This window comes from Planococcus notacanthi (assembly GCF_030407825.1).
Lineage (GTDB): Bacteria > Bacillota > Bacilli > Bacillales_A > Planococcaceae > Planococcus > Planococcus notacanthi.
The window spans coordinates 46,087-65,066 of sequence record NZ_JASDCQ010000008.1; the positions used below are offsets into that span (position 1 = coordinate 46,087).

33 protein-coding genes are annotated in these 18,980 nt (G+C 45.0%); all 33 read left to right on the top strand.

All coding sequences use genetic code 11. From position 1 onward, the window contains the following. Nucleotides 1–56 precede the first annotated feature (56 nt). Nucleotides 57–335 (top strand): 30S ribosomal protein S19, encoded by a 279-nt coding sequence (rpsS, locus tag QMA01_RS17345; protein ID WP_068871362.1) that lies wholly within the window; start codon nucleotides 57–59, stop codon nucleotides 333–335. A 19-nt stretch (nucleotides 336–354) separates the two neighbouring features. Beyond that, nucleotides 355–696 (top strand): 50S ribosomal protein L22, encoded by a 342-nt coding sequence (gene rplV, locus QMA01_RS17350; RefSeq protein ID WP_008432509.1) that lies wholly within the window; start codon nucleotides 355–357, stop codon nucleotides 694–696. A gap of 3 nt (nucleotides 697–699) precedes the next feature. Beyond that, a complete protein-coding gene (gene rpsC, locus QMA01_RS17355; protein WP_006828934.1) occupies nucleotides 700–1,356 on the top strand; it encodes a 30S ribosomal protein S3 in 657 nt (218 codons plus the stop codon). A gap of 1 nt (nucleotide 1,357) precedes the next feature. Next, nucleotides 1,358–1,792, top strand: coding sequence for a 50S ribosomal protein L16 (gene rplP / locus QMA01_RS17360; RefSeq protein WP_038701916.1), 435 nt, complete (start codon nucleotides 1,358–1,360; stop codon nucleotides 1,790–1,792). Then, a complete protein-coding gene (rpmC, locus tag QMA01_RS17365) occupies nucleotides 1,782–1,982 on the top strand; it encodes a 50S ribosomal protein L29 (RefSeq protein ID WP_006828936.1) in 201 nt (66 codons plus the stop codon). Before rplP ends, rpmC begins: the two co-directional genes overlap by 11 nt. Nucleotides 1,983–2,006: 24 nt before the next feature. Next, complete coding sequence (rpsQ, locus tag QMA01_RS17370) at nucleotides 2,007–2,270, top strand: 30S ribosomal protein S17 (RefSeq protein ID WP_008432511.1); 264 nt, start codon at nucleotides 2,007–2,009, stop codon at nucleotides 2,268–2,270. A 47-nt stretch (nucleotides 2,271–2,317) separates the two neighbouring features. Further along, nucleotides 2,318–2,686, top strand: coding sequence for a 50S ribosomal protein L14 (gene rplN / locus QMA01_RS17375; protein ID WP_006828938.1), 369 nt, complete (start codon nucleotides 2,318–2,320; stop codon nucleotides 2,684–2,686). Nucleotides 2,687–2,721: 35 nt separating this feature from the next. Then, nucleotides 2,722–3,033 (top strand): 50S ribosomal protein L24, encoded by a 312-nt coding sequence (rplX, locus tag QMA01_RS17380; protein ID WP_058386721.1) that lies wholly within the window; start codon nucleotides 2,722–2,724, stop codon nucleotides 3,031–3,033. A gap of 27 nt (nucleotides 3,034–3,060) precedes the next feature. Beyond that, complete coding sequence (rplE, locus tag QMA01_RS17385) at nucleotides 3,061–3,600, top strand: 50S ribosomal protein L5 (RefSeq protein WP_191716881.1); 540 nt, start codon at nucleotides 3,061–3,063, stop codon at nucleotides 3,598–3,600. 19 nt (nucleotides 3,601–3,619) lie between these two features. Next, the gene (gene rpsN, locus QMA01_RS17390; protein ID WP_006828941.1) at nucleotides 3,620–3,805 is read left to right on the top strand and encodes a 30S ribosomal protein S14; all 186 of its coding nucleotides are present in this window, start codon (nucleotides 3,620–3,622) and stop codon (nucleotides 3,803–3,805) included. Between the two features lie 29 nt (nucleotides 3,806–3,834). After that, complete coding sequence (gene rpsH, locus QMA01_RS17395; RefSeq protein WP_006828942.1) at nucleotides 3,835–4,233, top strand: 30S ribosomal protein S8; 399 nt, start codon at nucleotides 3,835–3,837, stop codon at nucleotides 4,231–4,233. Nucleotides 4,234–4,263: 30 nt separating this feature from the next. Then, complete coding sequence (gene rplF / locus QMA01_RS17400) at nucleotides 4,264–4,803, top strand: 50S ribosomal protein L6 (RefSeq protein ID WP_191716882.1); 540 nt, start codon at nucleotides 4,264–4,266, stop codon at nucleotides 4,801–4,803. Between the two features lie 33 nt (nucleotides 4,804–4,836). Beyond that, entirely contained in the window at nucleotides 4,837–5,199 is a 363-nt protein-coding gene (rplR, locus tag QMA01_RS17405; protein ID WP_191716883.1) for a 50S ribosomal protein L18, read from the top strand. Between the two features lie 20 nt (nucleotides 5,200–5,219). Then, nucleotides 5,220–5,720 (top strand): 30S ribosomal protein S5, encoded by a 501-nt coding sequence (gene rpsE, locus QMA01_RS17410; protein ID WP_191716884.1) that lies wholly within the window; start codon nucleotides 5,220–5,222, stop codon nucleotides 5,718–5,720. Nucleotides 5,721–5,734: 14 nt separating this feature from the next. After that, nucleotides 5,735–5,917 carry a 50S ribosomal protein L30 gene (gene rpmD, locus QMA01_RS17415; protein ID WP_038701926.1) on the top strand — a complete coding sequence of 61 codons (183 nt, stop codon included), beginning with the start codon at nucleotides 5,735–5,737 and terminating at the stop codon, nucleotides 5,915–5,917. 33 nt (nucleotides 5,918–5,950) lie between these two features. Continuing rightward, a complete protein-coding gene (gene rplO / locus QMA01_RS17420; protein ID WP_038701928.1) occupies nucleotides 5,951–6,391 on the top strand; it encodes a 50S ribosomal protein L15 in 441 nt (146 codons plus the stop codon). After that, nucleotides 6,391–7,686 (top strand): preprotein translocase subunit SecY, encoded by a 1,296-nt coding sequence (gene secY, locus QMA01_RS17425; protein ID WP_191716885.1) that lies wholly within the window; start codon nucleotides 6,391–6,393, stop codon nucleotides 7,684–7,686. The genes rplO and secY overlap by 1 nt, the downstream gene beginning before the upstream one ends. A 61-nt stretch (nucleotides 7,687–7,747) precedes the next feature. After that, entirely contained in the window at nucleotides 7,748–8,401 is a 654-nt protein-coding gene (locus QMA01_RS17430) for an adenylate kinase (protein WP_191716886.1), read from the top strand. A 399-nt stretch (nucleotides 8,402–8,800) separates the two neighbouring features. Beyond that, nucleotides 8,801–9,019 (top strand): translation initiation factor IF-1, encoded by a 219-nt coding sequence (infA, locus tag QMA01_RS17435; RefSeq protein ID WP_006828950.1) that lies wholly within the window; start codon nucleotides 8,801–8,803, stop codon nucleotides 9,017–9,019. Between the two features lie 37 nt (nucleotides 9,020–9,056). Next, nucleotides 9,057–9,170, top strand: coding sequence for a 50S ribosomal protein L36 (rpmJ, locus tag QMA01_RS17440; protein ID WP_006828951.1), 114 nt, complete (start codon nucleotides 9,057–9,059; stop codon nucleotides 9,168–9,170). A 23-nt stretch (nucleotides 9,171–9,193) separates the two neighbouring features. Then, nucleotides 9,194–9,559 (top strand): 30S ribosomal protein S13, encoded by a 366-nt coding sequence (rpsM, locus tag QMA01_RS17445; RefSeq protein WP_006828952.1) that lies wholly within the window; start codon nucleotides 9,194–9,196, stop codon nucleotides 9,557–9,559. Nucleotides 9,560–9,584: 25 nt separating this feature from the next. Then, entirely contained in the window at nucleotides 9,585–9,974 is a 390-nt protein-coding gene (gene rpsK, locus QMA01_RS17450; RefSeq protein WP_006828953.1) for a 30S ribosomal protein S11, read from the top strand. A 130-nt stretch (nucleotides 9,975–10,104) separates the two neighbouring features. After that, nucleotides 10,105–11,049 carry a DNA-directed RNA polymerase subunit alpha gene (locus tag QMA01_RS17455; RefSeq protein WP_191716887.1) on the top strand — a complete coding sequence of 315 codons (945 nt, stop codon included), beginning with the start codon at nucleotides 10,105–10,107 and terminating at the stop codon, nucleotides 11,047–11,049. A 46-nt stretch (nucleotides 11,050–11,095) separates the two neighbouring features. Next, nucleotides 11,096–11,470: a 50S ribosomal protein L17 gene (rplQ, locus tag QMA01_RS17460; protein WP_191716888.1), complete on the top strand. Its 375-nt coding sequence runs from the start codon at nucleotides 11,096–11,098 to the stop codon at nucleotides 11,468–11,470. A 284-nt stretch (nucleotides 11,471–11,754) separates the two neighbouring features. Next, the gene (locus QMA01_RS17465) at nucleotides 11,755–12,576 is read left to right on the top strand and encodes an energy-coupling factor ABC transporter ATP-binding protein (RefSeq protein ID WP_290215553.1); all 822 of its coding nucleotides are present in this window, start codon (nucleotides 11,755–11,757) and stop codon (nucleotides 12,574–12,576) included. Nucleotides 12,577–12,578: 2 nt separating this feature from the next. Continuing rightward, complete coding sequence (locus QMA01_RS17470) at nucleotides 12,579–13,451, top strand: energy-coupling factor ABC transporter ATP-binding protein (RefSeq protein WP_290215554.1); 873 nt, start codon at nucleotides 12,579–12,581, stop codon at nucleotides 13,449–13,451. Then, a complete protein-coding gene (locus QMA01_RS17475; protein WP_191716891.1) occupies nucleotides 13,448–14,245 on the top strand; it encodes an energy-coupling factor transporter transmembrane component T family protein in 798 nt (265 codons plus the stop codon). The genes QMA01_RS17470 and QMA01_RS17475 overlap by 4 nt, the downstream gene beginning before the upstream one ends. 11 nt (nucleotides 14,246–14,256) lie before the next feature. Continuing rightward, nucleotides 14,257–15,000, top strand: coding sequence for a tRNA pseudouridine(38-40) synthase TruA (truA, locus tag QMA01_RS17480; protein WP_290215555.1), 744 nt, complete (start codon nucleotides 14,257–14,259; stop codon nucleotides 14,998–15,000). Between the two features lie 195 nt (nucleotides 15,001–15,195). Next, on the top strand, nucleotides 15,196–15,633 hold the full coding sequence (gene rplM, locus QMA01_RS17485; protein WP_191716893.1) for a 50S ribosomal protein L13: 438 nt from the start codon (nucleotides 15,196–15,198) through the stop codon (nucleotides 15,631–15,633). 30 nt (nucleotides 15,634–15,663) lie between these two features. Beyond that, entirely contained in the window at nucleotides 15,664–16,056 is a 393-nt protein-coding gene (rpsI, locus tag QMA01_RS17490) for a 30S ribosomal protein S9 (protein ID WP_058386707.1), read from the top strand. 112 nt (nucleotides 16,057–16,168) lie between these two features. After that, on the top strand, nucleotides 16,169–16,603 hold the full coding sequence (locus QMA01_RS17495; protein WP_290215556.1) for a VOC family protein: 435 nt from the start codon (nucleotides 16,169–16,171) through the stop codon (nucleotides 16,601–16,603). Nucleotides 16,604–16,779: 176 nt separating this feature from the next. Beyond that, nucleotides 16,780–17,844, top strand: coding sequence for an Mrp/NBP35 family ATP-binding protein (locus QMA01_RS17500; protein WP_191716895.1), 1,065 nt, complete (start codon nucleotides 16,780–16,782; stop codon nucleotides 17,842–17,844). A 192-nt stretch (nucleotides 17,845–18,036) separates the two neighbouring features. Next, nucleotides 18,037–18,720, top strand: coding sequence for a KinB-signaling pathway activation protein (locus QMA01_RS17505; protein ID WP_191716896.1), 684 nt, complete (start codon nucleotides 18,037–18,039; stop codon nucleotides 18,718–18,720). Nucleotides 18,721–18,980: the final 260 nt, after the last annotated feature.

Below are 18,980 nucleotides of genomic sequence, written 5' to 3' on the forward strand. Positions count from 1 at the left end.
ATTCCGCTACGGTTCGCCGAAAGAACCGTGGTGCAATCACGAAGGGAGGATCCCACATGGGCCGCAGCTTGAAAAAAGGACCTTTTGTTGATGATCATCTTATGAAAAAAGTTGAAGCACAAAAGGACTCTGAGAAAAAACAAGTGATCAAAACTTGGTCTCGCCGTTCTACAATTTTCCCGACATTCATCGGACAAACAATCGCAGTATACGATGGTCATAAACACATTCCAGTATATGTGACTGAAGACATGGTGGGCCATAAACTAGGCGAATTCGCTCCAACACGCAAATACGCTAGTCATGGTGCAGACGATAAGAAAACAAGACGTTAATTGAGAGGAGGATTTCCCTATGCAAGCAAAAGCTGTCGCTAGAACAGTACGTATTGCTCCTCGTAAAGTCCGTTTAGTTGTAGATTTAATTCGAGGCAAGCAAATTGGCGAAGCTGTTGCGATTTTGAACCACACTCCGAAAGCAGCATCTGTTGTTGTTGAGAAGTTATTGAAATCTGCAGCTGCTAACGCTGAACACAACTACGAAATGGATCTGAATGACTTGGTCATCAGTGAAGTATTCGTTGACGAAGGACCAACACTTAAACGTTTCCGTCCACGTGCAATGGGACGCGCAAGCGCAATTAATAAACGCACAAGCCACATTACACTAGTGGTATCTGACCAGAAGGAGGGATAATTCGTGGGACAAAAAATACATCCAATTGGGATGCGTATCGGAATCATTCGTGATTGGGAGTCTAAATGGTACGCTGAGAAAGATTATGCGACACTTCTTCACGAAGATATTAAAATCCGTGAATATGTTGAAGCACGTTTGAAAGAAGCTTCAGTTTCTAAAATTGAAATTGAACGCGCTGCAAACCGTGTCAACGTAACTATTCACACTGCGAAACCAGGTATGGTAATCGGTAAAGGTGGATCTGAAGTAGAAGTACTTCGCAAACAGCTTAACTCTATGACTGGCAAGCGTGTACACATCAACATCATTGAAATTAAAAGAGCTGACCTTGATGCAAGATTGGTTGCTGAAAGTGTTGCACGTCAACTGGAAAACCGTGTGTCTTTCCGCCGTGCACAAAAACAAGCGATCCAACGCACTATGCGTTCTGGCGCTAAAGGAATCAAAACTCAAGTATCTGGACGTCTAGGCGGCGCTGACATTGCGCGTGCTGAACACTACAGTGAAGGTACTGTTCCGCTCCATACGCTCCGCGCTGATATTGATTATGCGCATGCTGAAGCAGACACAACTTATGGTAAGCTCGGCGTAAAAGTATGGATCTACCGCGGTGAAGTCCTTCCAACTAAGAAGAAATCTGAGGAAGGAGGCAAATAATATGTTAATGCCTAAACGCGTTAAATATCGTAGAGAGCACCGAGGCAAGATGCGCGGCGAAGCTAAAGGCGGTAAAGAAATCGCATTCGGCGAATTTGGTCTCCAAGCATTAGAATCATCTTGGATCACTAACCGTCAAATCGAAGCTGCACGTATTTCCATGACTCGTTACATGAAACGTGGCGGTAAAGTCTGGATCAAAATTTTCCCGCATAAACCATATACGAAAAAGCCTCTAGAGGTTCGTATGGGATCTGGTAAAGGTTCACCTGAAGGCTGGGTAGCCGTTGTCAAAACTGGTAAAATCATGTTCGAACTTGGTGGAGTATCTGAAGAAGTGGCACGCGAAGCATTGCGCCTTGCATCTCACAAACTTCCAATCAAAACGAAGTTCGTAAAACGCGAAGAAATTGGTGGTGAATCGAATGAAAGCTAATGAAATCCGTGACCTAACCACTGCTGAGATTGAACAAAAAGTGAAATCACTGAAAGAAGAGCTTTTCAACCTTCGCTTCCAATTGGCTACTGGTCAATTAGAAAACACTGCTCGCATCCGCGAAGTACGTAAAGCGATTGCCCGTATGAAAACTGTGATTCACGAAAGAGTACTCAGTGGCAATAACTGATAAATCGAGAGGAGGTTTGCAAGTATGACTGAGCGTAACCAACGCAAAGTATACACAGGCCGTGTTGTGTCTGACAAAATGGACAAAACCGTTACAGTAATGGTTGAAACTCAAAAGAAGCACGCATTCTATGGCAAACGTGTAAAATACTCTAAGAAATATAAAGCTCATGATGAGCTAAACGAAGCGAAAATGGGCGACGTAGTTCGCATCATGGAAACTCGTCCGTTATCAGCTACAAAACGTTTCCGCGTATTGGAAATTGTAGAAAAAGCGGTTATCATCTAATTTAAATAATTTCGGAACCTAAGAAATTCCGGAGGGAGGTTACCTAAGTGATCCAACAGGAAAGTCGTTTAAAAGTTGCAGACAACTCGGGTGCTCGTGAAGTACTAACGATTAAAGTACTTGGTGGTTCTGGTCGCAAGACTGCAAACATCGGAGACGTAATCGTTTGTACCGTGAAAAAAGCAACACCAGGTGGCGTTGTTAAGAAGGGTGAAGTCGTTAAGGCTGTCATCGTTCGCACGAAAAGCGGAGCTCGCCGTAAAGACGGTACTTATATCAAATTTGATGAAAATGCATGTGTCATTATCCGTGACGACAAAGGTCCACGCGGAACTCGTATTTTCGGACCTGTTGCCCGCGAACTTCGCGATAACAGCTTCATGAAAATCGTATCACTTGCTCCTGAAGTTCTTTAATAAATCAATGTGCCATACCAAGGAGGTGCGACAGAATGCATGTTAAAAAAGGCGATACAGTTAAGGTAATCTCAGGCAAAGACAAAGGCAAAACAGGCGTTGTTTTGACTGCTTTACCTAAGAAAGACCGTGTGCTTGTTGAAGGTGTCAACATCATCAAAAAGCATACAAAACCGAACCAGGCAAATCCGCAAGGTGGAATTGTCAGCCAAGAAGCAGCAATTCATGTTTCTAACGTTATGTTACTTGACCCTAAATCCGGCGAGCCGACTCGTGTAGGATACAAGGTTGAAGATGGTAAAAAAGTTCGTGTTGCAAAAAAATCCGGCGAAAAATTAGATAAATAAAATTCCTGAATGAAGGGAGGTACACACATGAACCGCCTAAAAGAAAAATATGTGAATGAAATCACTCCTGCTCTAGTGAGCAAGTTTGAATATAAATCTGTAATGCAGGCACCCCAAGTAAACAAAATTGTTATCAACATGGGTGTAGGCGAAGCTGTTCAAAACACTAAGTCACTTGACTCTGCTGTTGAAGAATTACAAACAATCACTGGTCAAAAACCAGTTATTACTAAAGCTAAAAAATCTATCGCTGGCTTCCGTCTTCGTGAAGGTATGCCAATCGGATGTAAAGTTACACTACGCGGAGAGCGTATGTACGACTTCCTGGATAAATTGATTGCTATCTCACTTCCACGTGTACGTGACTTCCGTGGCGTATCGAACAAATCGTTCGACGGACGCGGTAACTACACACTTGGCGTAAAAGAACAATTGATCTTCCCTGAAATCGACTACGATAAAGTTAACAAAGTACGCGGTATGGATATCGTAATTGTAACAACTGCGAACTCTGATGAAGAAGCTCGTGAGTTATTAACACAATTCGGAATGCCGTTCCAAAAGTAAACATGAGGGAGGCGTAAACGTGGCTAAAAAATCTATGATCGCAAAACAAAAACGCACGCCAAAGTTTAAAGTACAAGAGTACACACGCTGTGAACGTTGCGGACGTCCGCATTCAGTATTACGCAAATTTAAACTTTGCCGTATTTGTTTCCGTGAACTTGCATATGTGGGACAAATTCCTGGCGTCAAAAAAGCCAGCTGGTAATCCCCTAATTTGGGAAGGAGGTAAAAGTAATGACAATGACAGATCCGATTGCAGATATGCTGACACGCATTCGTAACGCAAACATGGTTCGTCACGAGAAATTAGAGCTTCCGGCTTCTAATGTGAAAAAAGACATCGCTGAAATCCTTAAGCGTGAAGGTTTCGTTCGTGACGTAGAATATGTTGAAGATGATAAACAAGGCATGATCCGGATTTTCCTTAAATACGGAGCTAACAACGAACGCGTTATTACTGGATTGAAACGCATTTCAAAACCAGGACTACGTGTTTACGCTAAAACTAACGAGGTGCCACGTGTACTAAACGGTCTTGGAATCGCTTTAGTCTCAACATCACAAGGTTTGGTAACTGATAAAGAAGCCCGCGCGAAACAAATCGGCGGAGAAATCATAGCATACGTTTGGTAATAAGCAACAAACGAATGGAGGTGCAACAGAATGTCACGTGTAGGTAAAAAACCAATCGAGGTTCCTGCTAACGTTACCGTAACTCTTGGAGACAAGAATGCCGTAACTGTTAAAGGCCCTAAAGGCGAGTTGACTCGCGTATTCAACAAAGATATTACAATCACACAAGAAGATAACGTCCTAACATTGTCACGTCCTTCAGATTCTAAAGATCACCGCACAAACCACGGTACATCCCGTGCTTTGCTTGCAAACATGGTTACTGGAGTTTCAGAAGGATTCCAACGCACACTTGAATTAGTAGGTGTTGGTTACCGTGCTCAATTACAAGGCTCAAAATTGGTTCTTAACGTAGGTTACTCTCATCCGGTTGAATTCACTCCGGAAGACGGCGTAACAGTTGAAGTTCCAGCAAACACAAAAGTCATCGTCAAAGGCATCGATAAAGAACGTGTTGGAGCTCTTGCTTCGAACATCCGCCAAGTACGTCCGCCAGAGCCATATAAAGGCAAAGGTATCCGTTACGAAGGTGAAGTTGTTCGCCGCAAAGAAGGTAAAACAGGTAAATAATGCTGCTTAGGCAGGCTGAAAGGAGTGACCTCAGTGATTACGAAACTCGATAAAAACGCATCTCGTAAAAAACGTCATGCACGCGTACGTTCTAAAATTACAGGCACAGCACAACGCCCACGTTTAAACGTATTCCGTTCGAATAAATACATCTACGCTCAATTGATCGACGATATGAATGGCGTTACACTTGCAAGTGCATCATCTATGGAGAAGGATTTCTCAGTAGAATCTACTGGCAACGTGGAAGCGGCAGCTAAAGTCGGCGAAACAATTGCAAAACGCGCTACTGAAAACGGCTTAAAATCGGTTGTTTTCGACCGCGGTGGTTATTTATATCATGGACGTGTAAAAGCATTAGCAGAAGCTGCCCGTGAAAATGGTTTAGAATTCTAAAAAAAGGAGGGACACATTTCATGAGTCGTATTGATCCAAACAAACTTGAACTTGAAGAACGCGTAGTTACAATCAATCGCGTAGCTAAAGTTGTAAAAGGTGGACGTCGTTTCCGTTTCTCCGCATTAGTTGTTGTAGGCGACAAAAATGGTAATGTTGGTTTTGGTACTGGTAAAGCTCAAGAAGTTCCAGATGCAATCCGCAAAGCTATCGAAGATGCGAAGAAAAACCTTATTGAAGTACCAATGGTTAAGGGTACAACTCCACACTTAGTAATCGGTCGTTTTGGCGCAGGCCAAATTCTTATCAAACCTGCTTCTCCAGGTACCGGTGTAATTGCTGGCGGACCTGTTCGTGCGGTACTTGAATTAGCTGGAGTACAGGATATCTTGTCTAAATCTCTAGGTTCAAGCACACCAATCAACATGGTACGTGCAACTATTAACGGTTTAACTCAATTGAAGAGTGCTGATGAAGTTGCAAAACTTCGCGGCAAATCAGTTGCAGAACTGTTAGGATAAGGAGGGAAAATCACATGGCAACTAAATTGGAAATTACCCTCACAAAAAGCGTGATCGGTTCTAAACCGGCACAACGCAAAACTGTTCAGTCTTTGGGATTGCGCAAAATGCACCAAACTGTTGAGCACCAAGACAATGCAGCCGTTCGCGGTATGCTTGATAAAGTCGCTCACTTAGTAACTATCAAAGAAGTTTAATTACGGATTTCTATAGAAGGAGGTGCCAACCAAATGAAACTTCATGAATTAAAACCAGCAGAAGGTTCACGCAGCTCGAGAAAGCGTATCGGACGCGGTATCGGTTCAGGTACTGGTAAAACAGCAGGTAAAGGTCATAAAGGTCAAAACGCTCGTTCAGGCGGCGGTGTTCGTCCTGGATTTGAAGGTGGACAAAACCCTTTGTTCCGTCGTTTGCCAAAACGTGGATTTACCAACATCAACCGTAAAGACTATGCAGTTGTAAACATCGAAGTGCTTAACCGTTTCGACGAAGGCACAGAAGTAACACCAGCATTGTTGATCGAAACAGGTGTTGTGAGCAATGAACGTTCTGGAATCAAAATTCTGGGCAACGGTAGCTTAGAAAAGAAATTGACAGTAAAAGCTCACAAATTCTCTGGATCAGCTAAAGAAGCGATTGAAGCTGCCGGCGGACAAACCGAGGTGGTTTAATGTTTCAGACAATCTCTAATTTTATGCGCGTGACTGATATTCGAAATAAAATATTCTTTACATTATTGATGCTCATCATTTTCCGTATTGGAACTTTTGTTCCAGTACCGAATGTTGACGCTTCGGTTTTGCAAGCTACTGACCAGATGGGTCTGGTTGGATTCTTAAATACTTTCGGTGGAGGTGCCCTAGCTAACTTTTCGATTTTAGCGATGGGAATTATGCCATACATTACAGCGTCAATCATTGTGCAATTATTGCAGATGGATGTTGTACCGAAATTTGCAGAGTGGGCGAAACAAGGAGAAGTCGGAAGACGGAAACTTGCTCAATTCACTCGCTACTTCACAATTGTTCTTGCCTTTATTCAAGCAATCGGTATGTCTTATGGGTTTAACCAAATGTACGGCGGTTCTTTAATCCAGAACGACACGATTTCAACTTATGTTGTCATCGCCATTGTCTTGACTGCTGGTACGGCGTTCCTATTGTGGCTTGGTGAGCAGATTACGGCAAAAGGTGTGGGGAACGGTATTTCGATTATCATCTTCGCAGGGATTGTCGCTGCAGTACCAGGCGCTATTAACCAATTGTATGCACAGCAGATCCAAGGAGCTGGAGATCAGCTTCCGATCAATATTGCCATCATGGCATTGCTTGCATTAGCTGTTGTTGCCATTACGGTTTTGGTCATTTACGTTCAACAAGCGTTGCGTAAAATACCGATTCAGTATGCGAAGCGAGTTGCTGGCCGTGGCCAGACGACAAGCGGGCAGCAAACGCATTTACCTTTGAAAGTGAACGCGGCCGGAGTTATCCCGGTAATCTTTGCAGTAGCGTTTATCATTACGCCACAAACCATTGCTTCTTTCTTTGGTGCTAACGCGTTTACGGAAGCGGTTCAGAGTACGTTCGATTATACGCGCCCTGTCGGCATGATCATTTATGTCGCTTTGATCGTAGCATTTACGTATTTCTACGCATTTATTCAGGTTAATCCTGAGAACGTGTCAGACAACTTGAAAAAGCAAGGCGCATATATTCCGGGAATCCGTCCGGGTAAAAATACGCAGGATTATTTAACAAGTGTGTTATACCGACTGACATTCGTCGGTGCCATCTTCCTGGCAGTCATCGCTATTCTACCGATTTTCTTCATTAACATTGCGAATTTACCGCAATCGGCGCAAATCGGCGGAACAAGCCTTCTGATTGTTGTAGGGGTAGCACTGGAGACGATGAAACAATTGGAATCTCAACTTGTGAAACGTCATTACAAAGGCTTTATGAAATAATCAATGGATCTAGAGGGACGTGAAAGCGTCTCTTGTCCAATTGTCTGAGGGGGACAAACGTATGAATATCGTATTAATGGGTCTACCGGGTGCCGGAAAAGGTACTCAAGCAGACGAAATTGTTAAGAAGTACGACATCCCTCATATTTCTACAGGTGACATGTTTCGAGCTGCTATAAAAGGCGGAACGGAACTGGGCTTGAAAGCAAAATCATTCATGGATCAAGGTGCTCTAGTGCCTGATGAAGTGACTATCGGCATTGTCCGAGAACGACTTAGCGAAAAGGACTGCGAGGATGGCTTCTTATTGGATGGCTTTCCGCGTACTGTTCCTCAAGCTGAAGCGTTGGAATCTCTTTTGGCCGATCTTGATAAGCGAATCGAGCATGTCGTAAATATTCAAGTCGAACAAGATGAATTAATTGCACGTTTGACAGGCCGATGGATCTGTAAAGTTTGTGGAACTGCTTACCATACTGTGTTCAACCCGCCGGCAACTGCTGGTGTGTGCGACAAAGATGGTGGAGAACTCTACCAGCGTGAAGATGATAAGCCTGAAACCGTCACTAAACGTTTAGAAGTAAATATGCAACAAACGCAGCCGCTTCTTGATTTCTATGAAAGCAAAAACGTGCTGCAGAATATAGATGGACAGCAGGACATCCAAAAAGTATTTGCTGACATTGATGCTCTTCTAAAGGGCGACCGAGGCTAATCCCCGGCGCCGGGCGCAGTTAGTTGCCTCCATGTGGCTTTAAGGAGCACCGGAGATATGAATTTTCGAGAGCTGCAAAAGCAAACAAGGCTCAGAGTATGAACGTTGATGCAAGGTGCGCATTCGTGCAATCGTGCATTGAAACTAGTATAATGGGTTTCGTGGAAGCATCTGTGTAACGGGTTTGGAACTCATCCAAAGCAGTCCGGGCAGTCGAGGATACATGAGACAGACTGGCTTTGCCGGATTACCCCCGGCCCGCTAATCTGCGGGACTCGGAGAATGTCTTTCGAATGTCACTCATGCATTTCTTGTGAATGAATGTACTACTACTATTCAATCAGCAAATACTGTTTGAAGATGAGAACCTGATTTGTATACAGAAGGGAGACTGGGTCGATGGCGAAAGACGATGTAATTGAAATCGAAGGAACTGTCGTTGAGACTTTGCCTAACGCGATGTTTAAAGTGGAATTGGAAAACGGCCATACGATTCTTGCGCACGTATCAGGCAAGATTCGCATGCATTTCATCCGCATTCTGCCAGGAGATAAAGTGACAGTGGAACTTTCTCCTTACGATTTAACACGCGGTCGTATCACATACCGTTTTAAATAATCTTTTGCACTCCGGACTACTAAGGAGGTTGGGTTAGATGAAAGTGAGACCATCTGTAAAACCGATCTGTGAAAAATGTAAAGTTATTCGCAGAAACGGTAAAGTAATGGTAATCTGTGAAAATCCGAAACACAAACAAAGACAAGGCTAATTTGAAGGAGGTGCATCGCACACATGGCACGTATTGCTGGTGTTGACATTCCGCGCGACAAACGCGTTGTTATTTCATTAACATACATTTTCGGTGTTGGTAAAACAACTGCACAGAAAGTTCTTTCTGCTGCTGGTATCTCTGAAGAGACACGCGTTCGTGATCTTACAGAAGACGAGTTGAACAATATCCGTGAACAATTAGATCAATACAAAATCGAAGGTGACCTTCGCCGTGAAGTTTCAATGAACATCAAACGTTTGATGGAAATTGCTAGCTTCCGAGGAATCCGTCATCGTCGTGGACTACCGGTCCGCGGTCAAAATACGAAGAACAATGCGCGTACGCGTAAAGGTCCTCGTAAAACTGTAGCTAACAAGAAAAAATAATCAGTAAAGGAGGTTTCTTCTTAACATGGCACGTAAACAACAAACTCGTAAGCGTCGTGTGAAAAAGAATATCGAATCTGGTATTGCTCACATCCGCTCAACATTCAATAACACAATCGTTACTATCACTGACATGCAGGGTAACGCTGTTTCATGGTCAAGTGCAGGGGCTCTAGGATTTAGAGGTTCACGTAAATCTACTCCTTTCGCTGCTCAAATGGCTGCTGAAACTGCTGCTAAAACATCAATCGAACACGGTCTTAAAACTCTAGAAGTTACAGTTAAAGGTCCTGGTTCAGGTCGTGAAGCTGCAATCCGTGCACTTCAAGCTGCCGGACTAGAAGTTACAGCTATCAAAGATGTAACTCCAGTACCTCACAACGGTTGCCGCCCACCAAAACGCCGTCGCGTATAATCGTTAATCTGAATAGGATTTTTGAACATCACGACTTACTGGATGGGTTCTGAATCGTAGCGAAAGTCTGTGACTATCGAATTCTTTGATGAAACGAAAAAAACCGACGTTTTGAAGGAGGGTAAAATGAATGCTCGAAATAGAAAAACCAAAGATTGAAACGGTTGAGATCGACAGCAGTTCCAAGTTCGGAAAATTTGTTGTTGAACCTCTTGAGCGTGGATATGGAACCACTTTAGGAAACTCCTTACGTCGAATCTTACTTTCATCTTTACCTGGCGCAGCTGTTACTTCAATTCAAATTGATGGCGTTCTGCATGAATTCTCCACTGTTGAAGGTGTAGAAGAAGATGTGGCTACTATCATCTTGAATATTAAGAAGCTGGCTTTGAAGATTTACTCTGACGAAGAAAAAGTCATTGAAATCGACGTAAAAGGTGATGGAACGGTTACGGCTGCAGATATTACGCACGACAGTGACGTAGAAATTCTGAATCCGGATCTATATATTGCAACAATCGCTAAAAATGGCCACTTGCGCATGCGTATGTATGCAAACAGGGGCCGTGGATATGCCCGTGCAGATCAGAACAAACGTGAAGATCTTCCGATCGGCGTTATCCCGGTTGACTCTATTTACACTCCAGTTTCACGCGTTAATTTCCAAGTGGAAAATACTCGTGTGGGTCAACTGGCTCATTTCGATAAATTATCTCTTGATGTATGGACAGATGGCAGCATTGGTCCAAAAGAGGCAATTGCGCTTGGCGCAAAGATTTTTACTGAGCATTTAAACATCTTCGTAGGATTGACAGACGAGGCTCAAACGGCTGAAATCATGGTTGAAAAAGAAGAAGACCAAAAAGAGAAAGTATTAGAGATGACTATCGAAGAACTTGATCTTTCGGTTCGATCTTACAACTGCTTAAAACGTGCGGGTATCAACACGGTACACGAACTGGCAAGCAAGTCGGAAGACGACATGATGAAAGTACGCAACCTCGGACGCAAATCACTTGAAGAAGTTAAAGTGAAGTTGGAAGATCTAGGGCTTGGCCTTCGTAAAGAAGACTGAGAGTTAGAATCGGATCCGAACTATTCAACAAAGGAGGGAAACTTCAATGAGAAAGCTTCAACGTACAAGTTCTCAACGTAAAGCACTATTACGTGACCTTACAACAGACTTAATCGTACATGAACGCATTCAAACGACTGAAGCTCGTGCGAAAGAAGTGCGTTCGACTGTAGAAAAAATGATTACGCTTGGTAAACGTGGAGATCTTCACGCTCGCCGTAAAGCAGCAGAATGGATGCGCCGTGAGTTGGTAACAACTGCAGACGCTGAAGGCAACGAAACAACAACTTATGCATTGCAGAAATTGTTTGATGATGTTGCACCACGTTACGCTGACCGTCAAGGCGGTTACACTCGCATTATGAAAATGGGGCCTCGTCGCGGAGATGGCGCACCTATCGTTATTATCGAATTGGTTTAATCAATCGAAGGGGGTTTCATAGCCCTCTTCTTTTAGCATTATGATTTATACGACAATATGAAAAGCTGAGTGTTATGATGAGCGAGCCGAAAGGCGGCGTCTCGTCTAGCTCTACGCACCTCATTCAACCCTGGCTTAAGCAACCGGGGAAGCCATAGAGACAGAAAAGCGCATTTCTCTGAATGAGGTGCGCGCTTTTTTTATTTATTTACCGTTTTACAAATGCTGTTGAAAACCAGTAGAGTAGAGAAGAGCTAAGCAAGTTTCAGAGGAGGCCAGCTGAGATGAATTCGATTATATTGTCATTCGAAAATGTGACATTTACATATACGCAAGAAGACGCGTCGGTAAAACCGGCCGTGCAGGATTTATCTTTTTCGATACAGGACGGGGAATGGATCGCTTTGGTGGGCCATAACGGTTCCGGGAAATCGACAATCGCCAAATTGATGAACGGTTTATTGTTTCCGCAGACGGGGAAAGTTTCGGCGATGGGGCAATTGATGGCCGAAGAAAGCCTGTGGGATATCCGTTCGCAGATGGGCATGGTTTTTCAAAATCCGGACAATCAGTTTGTTGGCGCCACGGTCCAGGACGATGTGGCATTTGCCTTGGAAAACAATGGCGTGCCGCATGAAGAAATGGTGCTGCGTGTCAAAGAATCGTTGCATCAAGTAAAGATGGAAGCTTATCTTGACCACGAACCCCACCATTTGTCGGGTGGCCAAAAACAGCGGGTGGCAATTGCCGGTGCACTTGCACTGCGCCCGCGTCTGTTGATTTTGGATGAGGCGACATCGATGCTTGATCCTCAGGGGCGGATGGAAGTCATTGAAACCATCCGTGAACTGCGGGAAGCGACGGGCCTTACGGTTATCTCGATTACGCATGACTTGGAAGAGGCGGCACTTGCTGACCGCATCCTCGTCATGAACGCAGGGCAAAAGCAATTGGAAGGCACACCGGATGAAGTATTCCTATCCGGCAATGAACTGACGACGCTGGGCCTGGATTTGCCGTTTTCGATGCGCATGACGCATCTGCTTCAAGAAGCTGGAGTCCAACTTCAAGGAGAACATATGACAGAAGATGAATTGGTGGATTAGTTATGGACATTTTACTCAAGGAAGTAGGATACAGTTATGCAAAAGATACGCCTTTTGAAAAACGGGCGTTGACTAATGTCTCACTGCATATCCCTTCAGGCTCCTATACAGCCATCATCGGCCATACCGGATCCGGCAAATCGACGGTCCTTCAGCATCTTAATGCTTTGTTGAAGCCGACAGAAGGATCCGTCGTGATCGGCGAGCGGAAAATCGAAGCTGGCGTGAAGGCGAAGAATTTGCGAGATGTGCGCCGGCAGGTCGGGATCGTCTTTCAATTTCCGGAACAGCAATTGTTCGATGAAACGGTGTTGAAAGACATCATGTTCGGGCCGATGAACTATGGCGTACCGGAAGAAGAAGCAAGCCGACGGGCACATGAACTGGTTGAACAGCTTGGCTTGCCTTCAGAAGTATTGGCGAAATCTCCGTTCGATTTGTCGGGCGGGCAAATGCGCCGTGTGGCAATTGCCGGAGTGTTGGCGATGGAACCGGATGTATTGGTGCTTGATGAACCGACGGCTGGACTTGATCCGCGTGGCCGCCGTGAAATCATGGACCTGTTCCATCAGCTGCATATCCAAAAAGGACTGACAACGGTCCTGGTGACCCACAGCATGGAAGATGCGGCGCGCTACGCAGATACTGTAGCCATTATGCATGATGGCCGCTGTGTCGTGACAGGGGATCCTGCAGAGATCTTCTCGAATGAAGAGCAATTGCGGGACTACCGGCTGGAGCCGCCGCGTACCATCCGCCTGCAGAGGAAGTTTGAAGAGAAAGCCGGCATCACATTGGATACCATTTCACTGACGGAAGAAGCGCTGGCGAAAAACATCGCATTGGCTTTATCGGAAGGGCGTGATTCCGAATGATGGAGAAAATGATTTTTGGCCGCTTTATTCCAGGGGACTCAATTATCCACCGGATGGATCCGCGAGCGAAGATTTTATTCGTTTTCGTGTTCATCGCCATCGTCTTTATTGCCAATAGCGCAGTGACGTACGGTATTTTGCTCGGGTTCACGCTGCTGGTGGTGTTCCTGTCCAAAATTCGTCTCTATTTCCTGATCAACGGATTGAAACCGGTCTTTATTTTATTGATTTTTACCTTTTTGCTGCATATTTTCTTTACGCGTGAAGGCGATTTGTTAGTGGATATCGGTTTTATTGAGATTTACGAAGAAGGGCTGCGGCAAGGGATATTCATTTCCATCCGTTTCCTGGTCTTGGTGTTCATTACGAGCATCCTGACCTTGACGACTTCACCAATTTCCATCACCGATGGCATTGAAGTATTGCTTGGCCCATTCAAGCGCGTCAAGTTGCCGGTTCATGAACTGGCATTGATGATGTCCATTTCCCTGCGCTTTATCCCGACTTTGATGGATGAGACGGGCAAGATCCTCAAGGCGCAGATGGCAAGAGGCTCAGACATTGGCTCAGGGCCGGTAAAAGAGCGCATCAAGGCGGTTGTGCCCTTGTTGATCCCGTTGTTCGTCAGTGCCTTTAAACGGGCGGAAGACCTGGCTACGGCGATGGAAGTCCGGGGTTACCGAGGCGGCGAAGGCCGAACGCGCTATCGCCAATTGGATTGGCGCTTTAAAGACAGCCTGAGCTTGCTTGTGCTGGCCGGGCTTGCGGGAATGCTTTGGTATTTCCGGGTATAAGGAGAGAAATTATGAAACGATTAAAAGCGACAATTGCCTATGACGGCTCCGGTTTTGCCGGCTATCAGATCCAGCCGGATTCACGTACGGTCCAAGTGGAATTGATGAAGGTGCTGAAAACCATCCATAAAGGCAAAGTCACCCAAGTGGTGGCGAGCGGACGGACAGATGCCAAAGTCCATGCGACCGGCCAGGTCATTCATTTTGATACGGAATTTTCCATTCCGATGAGCGGCTGGCTGAGGGCGCTGAATGTCCTGTTGCCGGAAGATATCCGGGTCAACTCGATTGAAGAAGTGGATGCATCTTTTCATGCGCGCTACCATACGACCGGCAAGACCTACCGCTATAAATGGGACCGTAGCCAGATCATCAGCCCGTTCACGCGCAACTACATGGTCCATGTCAAGCAGCCGCTTGATGTGGACGCCATGAAGGCCGCTGCACAGGCATTGATCGGCACCCATGATTTTTCAAGCTTTTGTGCAGCAAACACAGCGGTGGTTGATAAAGTCCGGACGATTTGGCGTGTGGAGTTTGAAGAGCATGGCAATGAGCTTCATATGGTGATTGAAGGCTCCGGTTTTTTATACAACATGGTCCGAATCATTGCAGGTACATTAACTGAAGTGGGCATGGGCAGACGGAAGGCCGAAGAACTCAGCGGAATTGTGGCTGCGGCTGACCGGGACGCTGCCGGAAAAACGGCTGCGGCACATGGTCTTTACCTGGAAACCGTGATGTATCAGAGCTGAAACAACTTTTCCTGGTGTTTTTAGAAAAACCCTTGACTTTTTAGCGCTGGCGTTATAACATGATGTATGGTATTTTCATTACCCCCACGATATGCCCCGGAAGGTTATTTGTGTTTAGGGATAACGAAAAAACGGAACAGCGGAACACTGTAAAATGATTTTAAAAACAGACGATTTATTAGGAGGACAATATACATGCGTACAACATTCATGGCTAAAGGTCACGAAGTAGAGCGTAAATGGTTGGTTGTCGATGCAGAAGGGCAAACTCTTGGACGTTTAGCTTCTGAAGTCGCTTCAATCCTACGCGGGAAATACAAACCAACATTCACACCAAACGTTGACACTGGTGATCACGTAATCATCATCAACGCTGAAAAGATTCACCTTACAGGTAAAAAACTTACTGACAAAATCTACTACCGCCACACACAATACACTGGTGGATTGAAACAGCGTACTGCACTTGAAATGCGCACGAAATACCCAACAAGAATGCTTGAATTGGCTATCAAAGGGATGCTTCCAAAGAACTCTCTTGGACGCCAAATGTTCAGAAAGCTACATGTATATGCTGGCCCAGAACATAACCACCAAGCACAAACACCAGAAAACTACCAACTTCGCGGATAATAAATTAGTAAATTAGAGGAGGATACACCTTTGGCACAAGTTCAATATATTGGGACAGGTCGTCGTAAAAACTCAACAGCTCGCGTACGGTTAGTACCGGGTGACGGCACAATTACAATCAACAAACGTGACGTAGCGGACTACGTTCCTTACGAAACATTACAACAAATCATCAAACAGCCACTAGTTGCTACGGATACTCTAGGAAGCTACGACATCCTAGTAAACGTAAATGGCGGTGGATTCACAGGCCAAGCCGGAGCAATCCGTCACGGTATTGCACGTGCTCTACTAACTGTAGACCCTGCATTCCGTCCTGCGTTGAAATCTGCTGGGTTGTTAACACGTGACCCACGTATGAAAGAACGTAAGAAACCAGGTCTTAAATCAGCACGTCGTGCACCTCAGTTCTCAAAACGTTAATTTCGATTTTCGTTTACAAAGCACTTTCCGAAGAAATTCGGAGAGTGCTTTTTTTATGGTCAAATAGAGGTGTAGGCGGGTAGAATAGAAGGAAATAAGGGGGAATGATGAAATGAACCGAATCAACTTGATTTGCCTTGGTGTAAAAGATATGCAGACATCGACTAAGTTTTACAGAGATGGGCTCGGCTTTGAAACGGCAGAAAAAGGAGACAATCCTGGAATTGTCTTTTTCAATTCTTCCGGTTCGAAACTGGAATTGTTTCCATTAGAGGAGTTAGCGAAAGATATCGATGAACAGAACCCGCCGGCTGGCACCGGATTTTCAGGCATCACGCTGGCATATAACGCGAAGTCCAAAGAAGAAGTGGATAGAGTGATGGAGCTGGCGAGACGGGCTGGGGCGAAAATTGTAAAAGAACCGCAGGATGTCTTTTGGGGAGGGTATTCGGGGTATTTCACAGATCCTGACGGCTATTACTGGGAAGTGGCATGGGGACCGGACTTTACCTATGATGACCACGATATGCTGATCATCAATCCGTGATCAAAGCCTGTATTCAGCTTGATTAATAAAGAGGAGAAATGCCACTGCGCCGGAGCTTTCATCCTCGCGAGAGCGGAGTGGCATATTCATTCCTTCTGATAAGACCGAATACATTAAAAATAGGATTTGCTGTGCTATACTTTATGGTGAGCAAAATTGATAGGGAGTGTATCGATATGGTAACTGAAGTACAAGTACGCGAATTACTCGGAGCATTAGAAGATCCGTTTTTACATAGATCGTTGACTGAAACGAACGGCATCACGTCCGTAACGATCAAAGAAGAGAAAAAACACGTCAGCGTGAAATTGGCAATCGCCAAAACCAACACGCCTGAACAAATGCAGCTGCAGATGAAAGTTGTCGATGTATTAAAAGGAGCGGGAGCCGGTTCTGTCGGTATCCGTTTTGAAGAACTTCCTGCTGAAGCATTGGCTCAGTTCCGTGGAACAGCAAGTGAATCTGAAGCACAGGATCTATTGTCTCCATTGAACAAAGTGGAATTCATTTCAATCGCCAGCGGTAAAGGCGGCGTCGGTAAATCGACAGTATCGGTTAACTTGGCGATTGCATTAGCGCGTCTTGGCAAAAAAGTGGGCTTGATCGATGCAGATATCTACGGATTCAGTGTACCGGATATGATGGGGATCGATAAATCGCCGGTCGTGCGCGGCGAAACGATTATTCCAGTTGAACGCTTCGGAGTGAAAGTCATCTCCATGGGCTTTTTCGTAGAAGACAATATGCCAGTTGTTTGGCGTGGCCCGATGCTCGGGAAAGTGCTTGACCAATTCTTCCGTGATGTAGAATGGGGCGATTTGGATTACCTTCTATTGGATCTTCCGCCTGGCACAGGGGACGTCGCACTCGATATCCACCAGATGCTTCCGGCTTCCAAGGAAATCGTCATTACGACACCTCACCCGACTGCAGCCTTCGTTGCAGCGCGTGCCGGAGCAATGGCGCTTCAAACTGACCACGAAGTACTGGGGGTCATCGAAAACATGTCCTGGTTCGAAAGCAAAGAAACCGGCAAGAGAGAATACTTATTCGGACAAGGCGGCGGACCAAAGCTTGCTGAAGAATTGCAGGCACCGTTGCTTGGGCAGATTCCAATGGGTCAGCCTGACTGGAATGAAGAAGACTTCGCTCCGTCAGTTTACTTGGCAGACCACCCAACAGGGAAAATCTATGAAGATATCGCGAACCAAGTGCTTAAGCAATTCGCTGATAAAAAATAATGCTTGGACAGTCCGGGGGCTTTCGGTAGCTCTCGGGCTTTTATTTTGCCGATTCGGCCATAGGATATGGCGATTCAGTAACAAAGAACCGACTTTCAAGCTTTGTTCACAATCTAAGCTGTGTGGCGAATGGATTTTTTTATAGCCGGTTGGTACAATCTTAAAAGAACTTTAAATAACGGAGGCATTCAATTGACAATACGAAATTGGGTTAAGTTTTTTTTGAAAGCACTTTTGCTTGGTGGAGCGGTAACCGGATTGCTCGGTTTGTTCGTCCGCTGGGATGATGTATTTTCACAACCATTCAACGCCGGCCAATGGGGCGAATTTTTAGCTGGCTTTGTCTGGCTGGTTATTATTGGTCTGACGATGAGCATCATCAGCCAATTGTGTTTCTTTGCATATTTGACGGTACACCAGATAGGGATGAATATTTTCCGGACATTGCGCCTGTGGAATTGGGTTCAATTGTTGATCATCGCAGTAGTCATTACCGATTTGATTTTATTCCGCTTTGCGCCAAACGCAGAAACGACTGGCCAGGTTTGGCTGTATGGAAGCTTATTGGCCATCTTGATCTTTACAGCGGTGGTAACAGCTTACTTCAAAGCCAAATGGACGAATAAAGAAACGTTTATTTCTGCCTTGTTCTTCATGATCGTCATTACAACGGTCGAATGGCTTCCGGCATTGATGGTGGAAGAAGGAAATATCGACAGTTGGGTTACTTTATTGTTGTTCCCGTTCCTGGCAGTAAATGCTTATCAGCTCCTGGTATTGCCGAAATACAATGCGCAATCGGATGTTGACCGACAGAAACTGGAAGAGCGGCGTGCCGCAAGAAAAGCGCAAGCGCAGACAGCTTCCAAAAAATAAAATCATTCGTCCACTGATTTTCTTATGGTGGATGAATGATTTTTCTCTTCTTTTGAAAAGGCCTGAATTTCATCGGAAACCAATCGGCTCTAAGGGTGAGGGGTTATTTGGGTGATTGTTCTCTAAAGGAATACAGAAGGAAAAAACAGCTTTCGTAAAAAACTTTGCTGAAAGTGTTGACAGGATTCTAAACATGCTTTAATATAATAAAAGTCGCCAAGCAACAACGAACAACATAAACGAAACGGCGGCAAACAACT